Origin of the sequence: Helicobacter himalayensis, from assembly GCF_001602095.1 — a bacterium.
GTDB lineage: Bacteria > Campylobacterota > Campylobacteria > Campylobacterales > Helicobacteraceae > Helicobacter_F > Helicobacter_F himalayensis.
On record NZ_CP014991.1, the window covers coordinates 73,958 to 88,604 of the forward strand.

Annotated in this window: 15 protein-coding genes and 1 pseudogene; 10 read left to right on the top strand and 6 right to left on the bottom strand. The window is 40.3% G+C overall.

The genetic code is table 11. The annotated features are described in order from the left end of the window. Positions 1 to 5 precede the first annotated feature (5 nt). The 9 genes from fliY to A3217_RS00345 all read left to right on the top strand — a co-directional run bounded on the left by fliY (position 6) and on the right by A3217_RS00345 (position 8,025). Positions 6 to 836 (top strand): flagellar motor switch protein FliY, encoded by an 831-nt coding sequence (gene fliY / locus A3217_RS00305; RefSeq protein WP_066386597.1) that lies wholly within the window; start codon positions 6 to 8, stop codon positions 834 to 836. An 11-nt stretch (positions 837 to 847) separates the two neighbouring features. After that, positions 848 to 2,128: a tRNA (guanosine(46)-N7)-methyltransferase TrmB gene (gene trmB / locus A3217_RS00310; protein WP_066386598.1), complete on the top strand. Its 1,281-nt coding sequence runs from the start codon at positions 848 to 850 to the stop codon at positions 2,126 to 2,128. After that, a complete protein-coding gene (locus tag A3217_RS00315; RefSeq protein ID WP_066386599.1) occupies positions 2,125 to 2,796 on the top strand; it encodes a cell division ATP-binding protein FtsE in 672 nt (223 codons plus the stop codon). Before trmB ends, A3217_RS00315 begins: the two co-directional genes overlap by 4 nt. After that, entirely contained in the window at positions 2,783 to 3,592 is an 810-nt protein-coding gene (locus tag A3217_RS00320; RefSeq protein ID WP_066386603.1) for an FtsX-like permease family protein, read from the top strand. The genes A3217_RS00315 and A3217_RS00320 overlap by 14 nt, the downstream gene beginning before the upstream one ends. Beyond that, on the top strand, positions 3,592 to 4,824 hold the full coding sequence (locus A3217_RS00325; RefSeq protein ID WP_066386605.1) for a murein hydrolase activator EnvC family protein: 1,233 nt from the start codon (positions 3,592 to 3,594) through the stop codon (positions 4,822 to 4,824). Before A3217_RS00320 ends, A3217_RS00325 begins: the two co-directional genes overlap by 1 nt. Positions 4,825 to 4,903: 79 nt before the next feature. Further along, on the top strand, positions 4,904 to 5,281 hold the full coding sequence (locus tag A3217_RS00330; RefSeq protein WP_066386609.1) for a FlaG family protein: 378 nt from the start codon (positions 4,904 to 4,906) through the stop codon (positions 5,279 to 5,281). A gap of 44 nt (positions 5,282 to 5,325) precedes the next feature. After that, entirely contained in the window at positions 5,326 to 7,380 is a 2,055-nt protein-coding gene (gene fliD / locus A3217_RS00335) for a flagellar filament capping protein FliD (RefSeq protein WP_066386611.1), read from the top strand. Between the two features lie 9 nt (positions 7,381 to 7,389). Continuing rightward, positions 7,390 to 7,779 carry a flagellar export chaperone FliS gene (gene fliS, locus A3217_RS00340; RefSeq protein ID WP_066386612.1) on the top strand — a complete coding sequence of 130 codons (390 nt, stop codon included), beginning with the start codon at positions 7,390 to 7,392 and terminating at the stop codon, positions 7,777 to 7,779. A gap of 3 nt (positions 7,780 to 7,782) precedes the next feature. Then, positions 7,783 to 8,025, top strand: a complete 243-nt coding sequence (locus A3217_RS00345) for a hypothetical protein (RefSeq protein WP_231860245.1) — start codon at positions 7,783 to 7,785, stop codon at positions 8,023 to 8,025. Between the two features lie 21 nt (positions 8,026 to 8,046). On the opposite strand, the pseudogene A3217_RS00350 reads toward A3217_RS00345, so the two are convergent. The 5 genes and pseudogenes from A3217_RS00350 to A3217_RS00370 form a co-directional block, all read right to left on the bottom strand. Continuing rightward, positions 8,047 to 8,310, bottom strand: a pseudogene (locus A3217_RS00350) (DNA adenine methylase); the annotation flags it as partial. A gap of 298 nt (positions 8,311 to 8,608) precedes the next feature. After that, positions 8,609 to 9,826 (bottom strand): glycosyltransferase family 9 protein, encoded by a 1,218-nt coding sequence (locus A3217_RS08885; protein WP_066386613.1) that lies wholly within the window; start codon positions 9,824 to 9,826, stop codon positions 8,609 to 8,611. A 2-nt stretch (positions 9,827 to 9,828) separates the two neighbouring features. After that, on the bottom strand, positions 9,829 to 11,352 hold the full coding sequence (locus tag A3217_RS00360; RefSeq protein ID WP_066386615.1) for a Ppx/GppA phosphatase family protein: 1,524 nt from the start codon (positions 11,350 to 11,352) through the stop codon (positions 9,829 to 9,831). After that, positions 11,353 to 11,604 carry a YfhL family 4Fe-4S dicluster ferredoxin gene (locus A3217_RS00365; protein WP_066386617.1) on the bottom strand — a complete coding sequence of 84 codons (252 nt, stop codon included), beginning with the start codon at positions 11,602 to 11,604 and terminating at the stop codon, positions 11,353 to 11,355. A gap of 56 nt (positions 11,605 to 11,660) precedes the next feature. After that, positions 11,661 to 12,398, bottom strand: a complete 738-nt coding sequence (locus tag A3217_RS00370) for a beta/alpha barrel domain-containing protein (protein WP_066386620.1) — start codon at positions 12,396 to 12,398, stop codon at positions 11,661 to 11,663. 53 nt (positions 12,399 to 12,451) lie between these two features. Here A3217_RS00370 and A3217_RS00375 point away from each other — a divergent pair, with 53 nt between their 5' ends. Further along, positions 12,452 to 13,465 carry a Gfo/Idh/MocA family protein gene (locus A3217_RS00375; RefSeq protein WP_066386622.1) on the top strand — a complete coding sequence of 338 codons (1,014 nt, stop codon included), beginning with the start codon at positions 12,452 to 12,454 and terminating at the stop codon, positions 13,463 to 13,465. A 65-nt stretch (positions 13,466 to 13,530) separates the two neighbouring features. Here the strand turns inward: A3217_RS00375 and A3217_RS00380 are convergent, their stop codons facing one another. After that, a complete protein-coding gene (locus A3217_RS00380) occupies positions 13,531 to 14,613 on the bottom strand; it encodes an Mrp/NBP35 family ATP-binding protein (RefSeq protein WP_066386624.1) in 1,083 nt (360 codons plus the stop codon). Positions 14,614 to 14,647 lie beyond the last annotated feature (34 nt).

Sequence of the window (14,647 nt, forward strand, 5' to 3'; positions counted from 1 at the left end):
AAATTATGAAAAGATTCATTGATTTAATCATCACTGAAAGTATCACCACCATTGAAGGCTTGATGGGGAAAACTGCAAGTATCACGCACACACGCGATGATAATGTGAGCCTAGAATCCCTGCCTAGCTCCTATGCTATCGCCACGCTTGAAGTAAGTGGCGAAGGAAGCGGGATAATTGCTATTGTAGTGCCCTCAGTTATGGGAAGCGCGCTATCAGATATGATGCTAGGGGGTGATGGTGCGTCAAAAGATACGCTTGATAGCGATGATTTGGACGCGTTAAAAGAGATTATCTCAAATGTTTTTGGCGCAATTTCTACAAATTTGAGCTCACAAAAAGACTTACCAAGGCTTAGTTTCAAATGCACAAATATCGAGTTTGTCTCGCAAAGTATGGATTTAAGCAAGTTTCAAAAGGCATATATTTTTAGTTTTAATCTAGATTCTATCCATTCAGATTTTCTTTTGCTTTCTTCGGAATCTTTTGTCAAGCTTTTTGACGTACCACAGCCTAGTGCCCAAAACATGCAAAATACAGAATCCGCACCCGCGCTAAGTCCGACAGAATTTAAAAATATCAATATGATTTTAGATGTGCGCTTAAATGTGCGCGTGCGTATCGGGCAAAAGCGTATGCTTTTAAAAGATGTTATTTCGATGGATATAGGAAGTGTGATTGAGCTTAACCAGCTCGCAAACGACCCACTTGATATACTTGTCGATGATAAGGTGATTGCGCGCGGGGAAGTGGTGATTGTCGATGGGAACTTTGGAATCCAAATCACAGATATAGGCTCGCGCAAAGAGCGCTTAGAGCAACTTCGAGGAAGTTAAATAGAAATTTTATGCCACATTTTTATGCTACAAAATCTTTAGATTCTGAAATCTTGCCCTTTCAAAGCGGGGAGTTTGAATTTCTCCTTTGCGCTACAAACTGCCTTTTTGAAGAAAGCTCGCTTGTTTTGGTGCGCTACAAAAACAAAGAGGAATTTTTTATCAGAATCTTATCCAAACAAAAAGACACATTAAAAAGAAAAGACGCGTTGAAGCAAAAGGATACACCCTCTTGCGCGCGCTATTTGTATAAATGCCACAAATATGCTACTCCAACGCCCATTGGCATTGCAAAAGATGCCCTGCAAATCCTTAGTGTAAAGTTAGATTCTACAATTTCGCATAATCTCTCGCCAAACACACCCGCACAAAGCACACAAAGTGAGTTTTTGCTTACACCCCAGCAAGTTTTCGCCTTTTTGCAAGATTCTAAAAATGTAGAAAATCTAAGCCTTGAAATTGGCTTTGGCAGTGGCAGACATTTGCTAAATCTCGCTACAAATGCGCAAAAAGAAAAAAGCAACGCGCGCTTTTTGGGGCTTGAGATTTATAAGCCCGCCATTGAGCAAGCCCTGCGTCAAATAAAACTTCTCAATTTAGAGAATCTCTATATTTCAAATCTCGATGTGCGTCTGCTTTTGGAGCTTATGCCACAAGATTCTTTAAGTGTTATTTACTTGCATTTCCCTGTGCCGTGGGGTAAAAAACCTCATCGCCGTGTTTTTAGTAAAACCTTCTTGCATCACGCACTGCGGGCGCTAAAAATGGGTGGATTCTTACATTTACGCACTGATGATGAGGGGTATTTTGAAGATTCTTTGAATATTCTAAAAAGCACGCATACCAAATATCGTGTGGAAAAAAATGCAAGCCTTAGTGTGGTGAGTAAATATGAAGCGCGCTGGCGAAGGCAGCAAAAAGATATTTATGATGTTTTTGTGTATAAAAATGTGCTAAGTCAAACGCCCGCGCAAACAAGTGGGGATTTTCACTTCACCAAAGCCCAACAAAGTGTGTTTTACAAAAAAGCGCAATTTTTTGCAAAAAATCCACAAAATTTACCAAAAGTGTTAAAAAAGGATTGCTTTTTGCATATTAATAGCATATACAAAAACAAAGATTGTTTTATTGTGAGTGTGAGTTTTGGGGATTTTTACCAACCTCAAAATAGTTTTGTTTTGATTCAAAATCACACAGCGCGCTATGTTGGCAAGGATTTGCTCCCTACAAATGCCGCGTTGAACGCACATAAGCTGCTTTGTGAAATCCTAACTTCAAAGGAAGAATTGTGAGCACAATCATAGAAGCAAAGAATCTGAACTTGGGCTACAAAAATGATGAAAATGTCATAAAAAATGCAAGTTTTAGTATTAATGCAAAAGAATTTGTTTTCATCACCGGGGCGAGTGGTAGCGGGAAAAGCACGATTTTAAGCTCGCTTTATGGGCATTTGCCTGTCAAAGGTGGCTCGTTAGAGGTCTATGGTATCAATATGCCTCGCGCTTCAAAGGCAAGGATTCACTATTTGCGCCAAAATATAGGCATTGTCTTTCAGGACTATAAACTTGTGAAAGAATGGAATATCGAAAAAAATGTTATGCTTCCTATGGTGATAAATGGCTATAAGAAAGAAATTTGTAAATCTCAAGTTGAGCGCCTTTTGGTGCATATCAAGCTTTCGCATAAGGCAAATAAATTCCCCTTAGAGCTTAGTGGTGGGGAACAGCAACGCGTAGCAATGGCGCGCGCACTCGCGCATAATCCTGCTATTATCCTAGCAGATGAGCCAACAGGGAATCTTGATGATTACTCAAGCGAGCTTATTTGGGGGCTTTTAAAAGGCGTGAATGAACAGCTTGGCATAACCGTGGTTGTAGTGACGCACCGCCTGCCAGAGCGCTTAAATGTTAATTACAGACGCTTACACATTGAAGAAGGGGTAGTATATGAATTCTCTTAAAAGACATCTTGCCTTAATCATTCCATTGCTCGCGCTACTTTTTGGGTTGGAGAGCATTTTACTTGTCAATCGCGCAATTGCCACACACGAGCAAAAACTCGCAGAGAGCTATTCTATCGTTATTGCTTCAAAAGAAGTGCTTACCTTACAAAAAGTGCAAAGCTTTATACGAGAAGCAAGTGAGCTTACGCCAACGGCTACAGATTCTCTAATGAATGATTTACGCAAAGATCTTAGCAAAGAAAGCGTGGAATCTATCCAAAAAGAATTGCCCTATTTTTATAAACTGCGCCTATCCGTTTTCCCAGACCAAGAGCGTTTGGATAAAATCCGCTCGACTTTGCTTAAGCTTAATGGCGTGCTAAAGGTTGAAGCCTTTGTGAAATCGCATTCTCAAGTGTATAAACTTTTGCTTATTATCAAAGGCTCGGTGGTGATTTTCTCTGTGCTCATTGCGCTTTTAAGTGCGCTTTTAATGGTGAAGCAAATTGAGGTGTGGAAATTTGAGCATAGTGAAAGAATGGAGATTATGAGCTTTTTAGGCGCGCCTTCTTGGATGCGTAATAGCATACTTTTTAAGCTTGCGATTATAGATTCTTTTGTCGCCACAGCACTAAGTGTTATCGCGCTACTTTATTTCAAAGACAGCGCGCTTGCCCTAAATATCGCCGAAGCGCTAGAAGTGACTTCAGAGATTGTGAAAGTGTGGAGTGATTTATTTGTTTTACTTTTCTCTTCTATTGTGATTTCGCTTGTATCTGTGGCATTTGTGATTTTAAAGCAAAAAGATTTGTAATGCGCGCTTTTAGTAGGCTTTTTTTCTGTGTTTTTTTTGCGACAAATGTTTTTGCAAATATCGAGCAAGACATTTCACTAAACACCCAAAAGCTTGCGCAAAACAACAAGGAAAAAACCCAACTTAGCCAAAAGCTAGAAGTACTTGGAAAAAATATTCAAGCTAAAAATAATGAGGTGATAAGGCTAGATTCTCAAATTGAAAGCTTGCAGAAAGAAATTAACCAAAATAAAAATAAATATTCCGCACAAGAGCAAGCCTTGCAGGAAAATCAAAAGCGCCACAAACAGCTTTTAGAGCGACAAAGTGCGCTAGAAAATGAGATTCTTACACTTTTTTCACAAGGGCTGGCATTTTATATGCTTAGCGAACATATAGAATCCCCCGAAGATGTGCTTTCCCGCGAGGCATATATGATACTTTTTGCTAACACAAAAAAGCGCATAAAAACGCTCAATACGCAAAAACAAAAATTAAGCAATGATATTATTGCGGTTTCAAAAAATATCACGCAGATTCAAAACTCAATCGATGAAAGCACGAAGAAAAAAAATGAGCTAGAATCTGCTAAGACGAAGCAAGAGCAGGTCCTTCTTTCCATGCAAGGCGAGCTAAAAATTTATAATCAAAAATTACAAGAAATCAACAATGAGCGCAAGAATCTAGATTCTATTTTAAACAATCTCAAAATCACACAAGCACAGAATCAGAAAAAAATCGAGGAAAAAATCAAAAAAGAAGAAGAGGATAATGCCAAAAAGCCACAACAAAAGCGCACAATCACTGCGGATAAAAATATAAAAATCGCTTCAAGCGCGTATAAAGATATTTCTACTATCGCTTATAAAGGTGCAAAGACTATCGCGCCGCTAGATTCTTTTATGGTGGAGCAGAAGTTTGGTCCGACATTTGACCCGGTGTATAAGATGAAATTTTTTTATGAAAATGTGATTCTTGTGCCAAAAAAGAGAAATGCTGATGTTAAAAGCGTGTTGGACGGCAGGATTGTCTTTGCAAAAGAAAATCCTGTGATTAAAAAAGTCATCATTATTGAGCATACAAATTCGCTCTACACCGTATATGCGTATTTGGATAAGATTTCTGCGACAATCAAACCCGGTGTGCATATCAAAAAGGGTTACATTATAGGAAAAGTCAATGAAAAGCTAAGTTTTGAAGTAACCCAAAAAGACAAGCATATCGATCCACTTCAGCTTATTAAAGTTAATTAAGAGATTTTAAAAAAGTTTTATTTAGTCGATACTGCACGCTACAATCCTTTTAGTTTAAGTTTCAAGGAGGAAGCTAGAGATGAGTATTGTTACAAATGATTTACAGGTGGCACAGCATCGTCTTGTTGATATGGTTAAATCTATGCCGCAGGTTTCAAATAAAGAGGCGCAAAAACTACAAAGTGCGCAAGAAATTGTAGATGATCAATCAGCCAAAGAAAGCAAAAAACAGCTAGAAAATGAGCTAGTCGAGCTAAGCAAAAAGCTCAATGACGAAATGAAGCGCATTGGCACGAGCATCAGCTTTGCGTATAATGAAACTTTGCCCGGGCTTACGGTTACGGTGAAGGAATATGGCGGGGAAAAGATTATCCGTGAAATTCCTAGTCAGGAGGCGATTGAGCTTATGAAGCGTATGCGGGAAGTAGTTGGCGTTATCTTTGATAAAAAAGGTTAGGCAAGATTCTTAAAATAATTCTTTATTAAAGAAGGCATACAAAGATGGCACTAGGAAAACTTAGCTCTCTAGGCATTGGGAGCAATGTTCTTAACTACGACACGATTGAAAAATTGCGCAAAGCTGATGAGGCTTCACAAATCAAGCCACTTGAAAAAAAGATGGAAAAAAACCTCGAAAAGCAAACCGAGCTTGTGGAGCTTACAAGCGCTGTGCGAGAAATCAAATCTTACACAAGCAAGCTCGCAGATTATTCTACTTATTTGGGACGTTCAAGCAATGTCGTAGGAGATGCGCTCAAAGCCACAATCACTGCTGGCGTGCCGGTGCAAGATATTAAGCTTGATATAGAATCCATCGCAAAATCTGATATAAACGAAGTTGGCGCGAAGTTTGCGGAAAGAGATTCTGTCTTTACACAAAAAGACGCAACGCTTAATTTTTTCACAAAAGGCAAGTTTTACGAGATTGAGATAAAAGCGGGAATGGCACTTGATGAGGTCGCTCAGCTTATCACTGATAAGACGGGTGGCGAAGTGATTGGCACGGTTATGAAAACCGGTGGGAGCAATCCCTATCAACTAATGATAAACTCCGGAGAAACCGGCGAATCAAATAGAATCTACTTTGGCGCACTCATCAATGGCGATACAATCAAAAAAGGCGCGCTAGATATTAAAGATGATGACTTTAGCATAACGCTTGCCACAGCAAAAGGTGTGAGCAAAACACTAAATATCAGCCTAAAAACCGGCACAGATTCTAAAACAAGCGATAACGCAGTCGCGCTCAAAGAAGCGATACTCAAAGCCATAGAGGCAGATTCTGATTTTGAAGGTTTGCTAGAAAATGGGGATATTAATATCGGGCTTGGGGCAAAGGGAGATTCTCTTATCATCAACGACAGGAGGGGGAATGAAGTCCAAGTAGGTGGCGCAAAAGCGAGGGAGCTAGGCTTTAAATCTACAACAAGCAAGGATAATCTTGAAAATAAAGATTTAGTCACCACAAAACCCATTCAAGCAGGTTTGCTAAAAGGCACAATTACTATTGGTTCTGTCCCACTTGATCTCGCAACGATTACAAAGAAAAATAACACCTCTTATGATAATGCCAAGGCTATTGCAGCAGCGATTGATAATATCGCAGGATTGCATTCAAGTGCAACGCAAGATGGCAAGGTGATTATCAACTCTGATACAGGTGAAGTCTCTATTGTGCCAGCAAATGACAGCGCGAGCAAAGAGATGCTAGAATCTTGGGGCGTGAGCAGTGGCTCAAGTATGGATTATATTAAGACGCAAAGCGATCTTTTTAAGATTAAAAATATACAATCCGCGCAAGATGCGGAGTTTAGCTACAACGGCATTAAAATGCGCCGTCCAAGCAATAATGTTGATGATGTGGCAAGTGGGATTACGCTTGAGTTACTTTCTACCACAGAGCCGGGCAAGCCAGCGATTGTTAATGTTACGCGCGATGATGAGGCGATTATTGAAAGCCTTACAAAATTTGTAGAATCTTACAATGCGCTTAGTATGAAAGTCGATGAACTTACACGTTTTGATGAAGATTCTAAAATCGCGGGTGTGTTTAATGGCGATAGTGATGTGCGTATGATACGTCCAACGCTTAATAAGATTTTTTCCTACACGATGGGTGCGGGGATTGAGCGACAATCGCTTGTCAAATATGGTATAAGTATCAATGAAAAGGGCGTTATGTCGCTTGATACCTCGACTTTACGCAATGCGCTAAATAGCGACCCAGAGGGCGCAAAAGAGTTTTTTCAAGGCAAAATAACGACAAGGGAATTTCGAGAAATTGAAGTTGATGGCGTTTTTAAAATGCTTGATAAAGAACTTGCAAAATTGGTCGATGGTAGCAACTCAAGATTGAAATTGCTCGAAGAAAGTCTTACGAGAGAAGATAAAAAACTCAAGGAAGATAGAAATAAGGCAAATGCTATGCTTGATACGCGTTATGACTTGATGGCGCAACGTTTTGTGGCTTATGACGGGCAGATTTCAAGAACAAATAATTCTTTCAATAGCGTGCAGATGATGATTGATCAATCTGTGGCAAATAACAAAAAATAAGGGGACACAATGAGAAGCACCAACGCCTACAATCTGTATCAACAAAATGCTGTAATGGTAGAATCTCCGGTTAAACTTGTGGAGATGTTGTATGAGGGGATTTTGCGTTTTTGTGCGCAGGCAAAGCGCTATATGGAAGCAGGTGATATTGAGAAAAAAATCTATTATATCAACCGCACGACTGATATTTTCACAGAGTTGCTAAATACCCTTGATTATGAAAAAGGTGGCGATGTAGCTGCGTATCTCACAGGGCTTTACACTCATCAGATTAAACTTCTCACACAAGCAAATGTCACTAATGATACAAGCAAAATTGATATTGTTATAAATGTCGCAAGAGGCTTGCTTGAAGCGTGGCGCGAAGTTAATGCGCAAGAGCTTTTGCATATGGATTAGCTTTTGAATTTGCAAACTACGCATTGGCTTGACGAGCTCAAAATCGCGCTTTTGCAAAAGGACGAAAAACGTGCCTTTGAGCTTTCAGTCAATCTCCCAGATGACCTCTCACAAACACCTTTAGAATCTAAGCTCCAAGCAAGGGAGTTGCTTTCTCAAGTTATCCAGCTTTTAGAGCAAAAAAAACAAGAAAGCAGACACACAATGGAGCAAATCCGCGCCGTGCAAGCGTTTTTACAAAACTAATACGCTTAAGAATCTTTAAGAATCCGCAATCAAAACTTGCCAAAAATTCACCAAAATATCAAAAATATCAAAGGCTTTGACTTCTAAATTAAGCTCTAAAGCACTTGCGATTTCTACGCTACCCCCGCCCATAAATGGCGAAACAAGCCTTGTTGTATCATTAGGAAAATGTTCTAGGATTAACCCAACCGCTAGACTTTTGCCTCCACCATAGCGCAAGGGGCTTTTGGTGTAACGTTTGTAATGTAAATTTTTAGCTTTAAGATTCTGTAAAAAATGCTCTTTAAAAGTAAAATTTGCTTTTGTAGATTTTTCTTGCTGTAATTCTCTTAAATCAAATAAAGAATGCTGCTGTGTCAATGGATTACCTTAAAATTGTTTTAAAAAATTTATTTATTTTGTAGTTGTTCTCTTGAATATGAAAGAGCAATTGAAAACGCATAGTGCAGTGGGTATTAGATTCTTTAAAATTTTTTTTGATGATTTCTTTGATTTTAGTAACATTATTGGTATATCCATTGGATTAATTTTATTTGTTGCTGTGGAAATGTGAGAATCTAGCAAAAAAGTTATTGAAATATTATTATAATGATTTTATCTCATTAGATTCTCTTAATATCCCCATCGCATATGTGGCAATTTCGTAAGGTGGAATAAGGTTGATTGAAAAATCATCTTTTTTGTAGCGCGCGTTTGTGTTTGCGCTTAAGGCAAGATTGCGCGCACCGATGAGCTTAAAGCGCTCCTGTGGTGTGTTGCCAAAAAGCGTTATTGAATCGCGTCCAAGCGCCCACGCAAGGTGTGTGATGCCCGTATCTCCCCCGATGAGCAAATCCGCCTTTGATACCAGTGCCTTAATACAATCAAGATTAAGCCCGCAAAGTGGCGTAAGCGTGAGCTTAGAAGCACCCATCGCATTTGCATTGTGAGCCTTACTGAGCGCCATTATTTCGCGCGCCTTGCTAGTGTTTGTGTGGGAAAGCAAAATAATTTGTGCGCCCTCATCAAAACATTCATTAAGTCTCTTATTGAAACCCTCATCGAAACCGCTTGTATCGCCACCATTAACTCCGCTATGAGCATCGCTACCCCCACAAAATCGCTCATCTAATAAATCGATAAGCTCGCTAAACCGCGCAATTCCATAGGTTTTTGAAGGGATTGATGCTTCAAGCACAAAGATGATAAGCCTTTTATTTGGTTCTAAAATTCGCTCCACAAACACACCCGCTTCAGCGCTATAAGCAAAGCCTCGCGCGCGCTTATAAAGCATTGTTTCTAGCAGCTTTTGAGAATCCTCGCCCTTTAATTGCGTGCAAAAATCCCACGCTTTTCTAATCCCAGATTCTGCCAAAGTCTCTAAAATAAGCAATCCATTGCGCTTTAATATGTTTTCCTCATAATCAATTTTTACGCGTCTTGTGTAAAAAAGCGCACTCAAAGATTCTTTAGCGCTTGTAAAGCCAAAGCCGATAAACTTCCGCTTTTTTAGCATTGCGCCCAAAAACGCGGATTTTAGCAAGCCCTGCATATCAAGCACAATATCAAACTTTTCAAGCGCGCGCAAGTGCTTTCTTAAAGCAAACTTTTGACACAAATTTGTGTTTTTAAGCTTGACGACTTCAAGCCTATCAATTAATGGAGAATCTTGTAAAATTCCCGCAAAGCGAGAATCTACAAACCAAGTGATATACACTTTTTGCCCGCTAGATTCTAATGTTTCTCTCAAATAAGCCAAAAATGCCACGCTAACTATACAATCACCAAGCGCGGAGAGGCGGACAATGCCAATTTTCAGCAAGTTTATTCCTCGATAATGGTGATTTCTAGGCTAGAAGTTGGCTTTTGGATTTTTGGTAGAGATTCTGCGCAGAGATAGAGAGAATCTTTTGTGAAAATCTTTAGCTCGCAGCGCGTGTAATCAAACTCATAGCGTAGCTTTGGCATATTTCCACCTTTATGCAGACTTTGTGCAAGCGCGATGATAAAGCTTAGATATTGCAATTTTTCAAGACTAGGCAAATCCTCGCCTAAAAGTGCTTCCTGTCTAGGAATTTTCCTGTCGCTATATTGTATGAGAAGCTCGATAATAATACGCTGTGTGTGCGAAAAGCCATACTCTAGCCCATTTAGTAAAATATACGCGCCGTGCAAATTTGTCTGATAAAAATTAAGCACCACGCCAATTTGACTTAAATACGCGCTAATGCCTAAAAGTCTGCGCAATTCCTCGTTACATTTATGCAATGGCAGAAGTGCGTCAAAAATCTTTAGCGCGCTTTGTTTGAGTGCTTTTGCCTGCTTTTCATCTAAAGAGAATCTATCCTGCAAGCACGCGATTGAGGGATTAAAATTTGGTGGGAAATGCAGATTTTGATTTCTTAACATATCCGCCAAAAACACGCCCTCTCTCACACCCGCGCCACTTGTAATAAGACGCTTACCTTGCAAATGTTCTAAAAAAAGGCTTAAAATCAACGTCCCACTACGAATAGTATCAAGTCTATCTTGCGGGACAAACGATTCCAGCTTGTGTATAGGCGCGTGGATAATCTTATCAAAGAAATCCTTGTGCTCAGCGATTTCATACTCATAGCCGTGAATGCGATTAAAGGGGTAATTTGTCTGCTTCATTATAAGCTTTGAAAGTGCGCGTATGCTCCCACCTATGCCAAAAATCACAGAATCTTTATATTGCGCGTCTAGCTTTGAAAGCTCTTGCTTAATGTAATGAGTTGCGCCGAGGATATCGCCTTTGCTTTCATTTTTATCATTATTTTTTCCTATGTCCTTGCGCCCTTTAGATTCTGCTTTGTCAAAAAACAGCTCTTTTATGCGGATTGTGCCTACATTTAGCGAAATGGTGTCAATGATTTTCCCATCTCTTATAAGTGCGCATTCCGTGCTACCACCGCCAATATCAATGGTAATACCATTTTTTTCATACAATAAATTCGCACACGCAATTCCGCCATACAGCGCCTCACTTTTACCATCAATGACCTTGATACTAAGCCCACATTCTTTTTTTGCACGCGTGAGAAATTCCTTTGCGTTTGGTGCATCGCGTAGGGCAGAAGTCGCCACACAAAAAAGCTTGCGACTTTTATGAGCTTTTGCAATTTGTAAAAATTCTTTTAATGCGCTTAATGCGCGTTGCATCGGCGCGGGTTGCAAGATCCCATTATTTTCATAGCAACCTTCAGAAATACGCACCTTGCTTTTAACTTCATAGATTAAATGGAATCCAAAACGACTTGTCTTGCGGAAAATCGCCATTCTCGCCGAGTTTGAGCCAATATCTATGACGCTGGTGACTTTTGCCATTTATTCTGACCTTTGCAGTTGCTCAAATTTATAACGTAGCTCCTCGATATTCTCAACATTGTCAGGATCTGGTATAATCGCATCCACAGGGCAAACTGAAACACAATTAGGCTCATCATAATACCCTACACATTCCGTGCAAAGGTCTGGGTCAATCACATAAAAAGGATCTTCTGCCTCAATAGCAGTATTTGGACACTCCTCGCGGCACGCGTCGCAGGCTATACACTCATCCCCTATCAATAAAGACATTTTTTCTCCTTGAATACTGGTTGTGAAAAATAGCTGTGTTTTTAACTAAAAGCCTTTTAATCTTTCCTTAAAACGCCAAAACTTACATCAAGCCCGAGCGTCTCTGGGGTTAAATGGCTTAAAATCACGCAACTTTGTGGCAAAAGTGAAAGGAGGGAATCATAACTTTTGCTTGGCAGATAAAGTGCCTGCGTGCCCGCAAAAATCGCCTTTTTGACTTCAGCACTATCGCGCACAATGCAAATAGGCGTGAGCATAAGGCGCGAAGCAAAGAGGATGAGATTTTTTAGCTCTTTTGCGCTTAAAAGGCTAGATTCTAAAAGCACGCAATCCGCGCCATAAAGGGCAGATTCCAGAATCTCATATTCACTTACAAACGCACTTTTGTGGATAATTGGCAAGCTTGTATAACGGCGCAGATGGGAAAGAAACTCCAAATGCTCAAAAGTTAGATTCTGGAGGAGGCTTTGTTTGGGTGCGCCTTGTTCTAAAAAAAGCAGAATCCTAAGCGTATCAATGCAAAAAAACGCATTTTTATTGTCTTGGGCTTCAAGCTCTTGTGCGGATTGTATAAAGGCATACAACTCATTTGGTGGCAATTCACAAGCTTTATTTGCGTTAGAATCTTTGCGCGTGAAATCCTCCAAACTCACCCTTGAGGTAAAGGGGCAGTATGCAAGCGTGCGTCCTAGTGCTCTAAAATCAAGCAAGGATTCTCGTCGTTTTAGCGCGCTTAAATGCGTATCAAGCATATTTTGGGAATAAGGCTCAAAAGAAGTGCTAGAATGCCACATTAATTGCTCCAAAAAAAGAAATTTTGTGATTGTATCACTAAAAAGGTAGGGAAATGGCTGGTAAAAAATGTGCTGTGGTGGGCTATGGCTATTGGGGTGTGAATGTCGCGCACACGCTTTGTGAGGTTAGCGCGGCAGAGTTTTACGCGCTTTGTGAGATAGATTGCGCGCGCGTGGAATTAGCGCAAAAAACCTACCCAAACCTTAAGCATTACACGGATTTTGACGCACTTTTGGGTGATAAAAATATCGAGTGTGTTTTTCTCATCACTCCGCCACACACGCATTTTTTGCTTGCAAAAAAGGTGCTAGATTCTGGTAAGCATTGCTTTGTAGAAAAGCCTTTGTGTTTGCAATATGCGCAAGCATTGGAATTGTATGAATTAGCAGAGAAAAAAAATCTTGTGCTTTATTGCGACCATATTTTTTTGCATTCCTCTGCGGTGCAATATTTGAAAGAAAATCTTAGTGATTTTGGTAATATTATCTCAATCACTGCAAGACGCATAAATTTGGGGCTTTTTCAGGCGCAAACTGATGTTATTTGGGATTTGGCGATACACGATTTAAGCATTATTGATTATTTGGTGGGGTTAGAAATTAGACGCGCGAGCGTGTTTAGCACAAAGTATCTCAACCACCCAAATCCCGCACTTGCCAATATTAGCCTAGAGCTAGAAAATGGCGTGATTGTGCTTATCCATGTTTCGTGGCTTTCTCCTACAAAAGTGCGTGAGTTAAGCATTGGCGGGAGCAATCAGAGCGCAATTTATGATGAGACAAAGCGCGAAAAGCTTAAAATTTATAAAAGTGGTGTGGTGGTCAATGAGAATCTTACGCGTAATGACTTGTATCAAAAAATGGTGGAATACCGCCTAGGTGAGACATTAAGCCCAATGCTACCGCAAAAACTCGCACTCAATGCTTCGATAGAATGTTTTTTAACACTCATTAGCGAAATTGAAAATCGTGCAAGAGACAATCTCATCTTTTACCGCACACACACCTTACGCGTGGTAAAAGCACTAGAATCTTTAAGTGAGATTCAAAGCAGAGGAGAGAAGTGAGGTGCTTGCAGATTCTAAGAGTTAGTTGCTTTTAAGTGGCAATTGAGTAAGAATCTGCAATGTTTTTAGCGTGGCTGGATAGCCTGATTGTTCGCAAGTTTTTGAGAATCTACCTTTTGCAAAAAGCGTGAGAGTGTCTCGGCGGCTTGCAAGTAGGCTTTTGCACTTCTGCTTTGTGGCTCAAAAAATACAATTGGCTTGCCATTATCCCCGCCTTCACGCACTTTGGGCTCAAGTGGGATTTGCGCTAGAAGTGTGCTTTCATAGCTTTTGGCAAGTTCATTTGTGGTGCTTTTGCCAAAAATTTCATATTCTTCCCCGCAATTTGGGCAAATAAAACCGCTCATATTTTCAATAATGCCTGCTATTGGGATATTGAGCTTGCTAAACATATCTAGACTGCGCGCGCTATCGTCTAAACTCACTTTTTGTGGCGTAGTGACAACCACACCAGCACTCACTGGCACACTTTGGGCAAATGTCAGCTGTGCATCGCCCGTGCCCGGTGGCATATCTATCACAAGCACATCAAGCTCGCTCCACAGCACATCTGTAAGCATCTGCTCAATTGCGCGCATCACCATAGGACCGCGCCAAATAAGGCTCTGCCCCTCTTCATACAGCACGCCGATACTCATCATTTCCACGCCATAGCTTTTTAGTGGGATAAGCTTTTTTTGCGCCTCATCAACTTCTGCCTTATTTGCATTCAGTCCTAGCATACGCGGGACATTTGGTCCATAAATATCCGCATCTAAAAGCCCTACTCTCTTGCCTTGCTGGGCAAGTGCAATGGCGAGATTTACGCTTGTTGTGGATTTCCCCACACCCCCTTTGCCTGAGCTCACCATCACAAAATGTTTGATTTGTGGTGCGAGATTTTTACTCTGCGGCTCTGGTTTTGGTGCTGGCTCTGGGGTAGAGATATTTATTTTTGTATGCTCTAAGTTATGCGCCTTTAGCGCGCGTAAAATATCTTGCCCGAGTTTTGTGAGGATTTCATTTGAGCTTGAAGGAATGCTAATATCAATGCTAGGTGGCGTGCTCGTGGTGTCGATATTTTTGACAAAACCAAAGCTTACGATGTCTTTTTGAAAGTTTGGATAAATCACGCCCTTGAGAATCTCTAAAATTTCTTCTTGTGTCATAATAAACTCCGTGTTGTTGTGTTTTGGTTGTTTG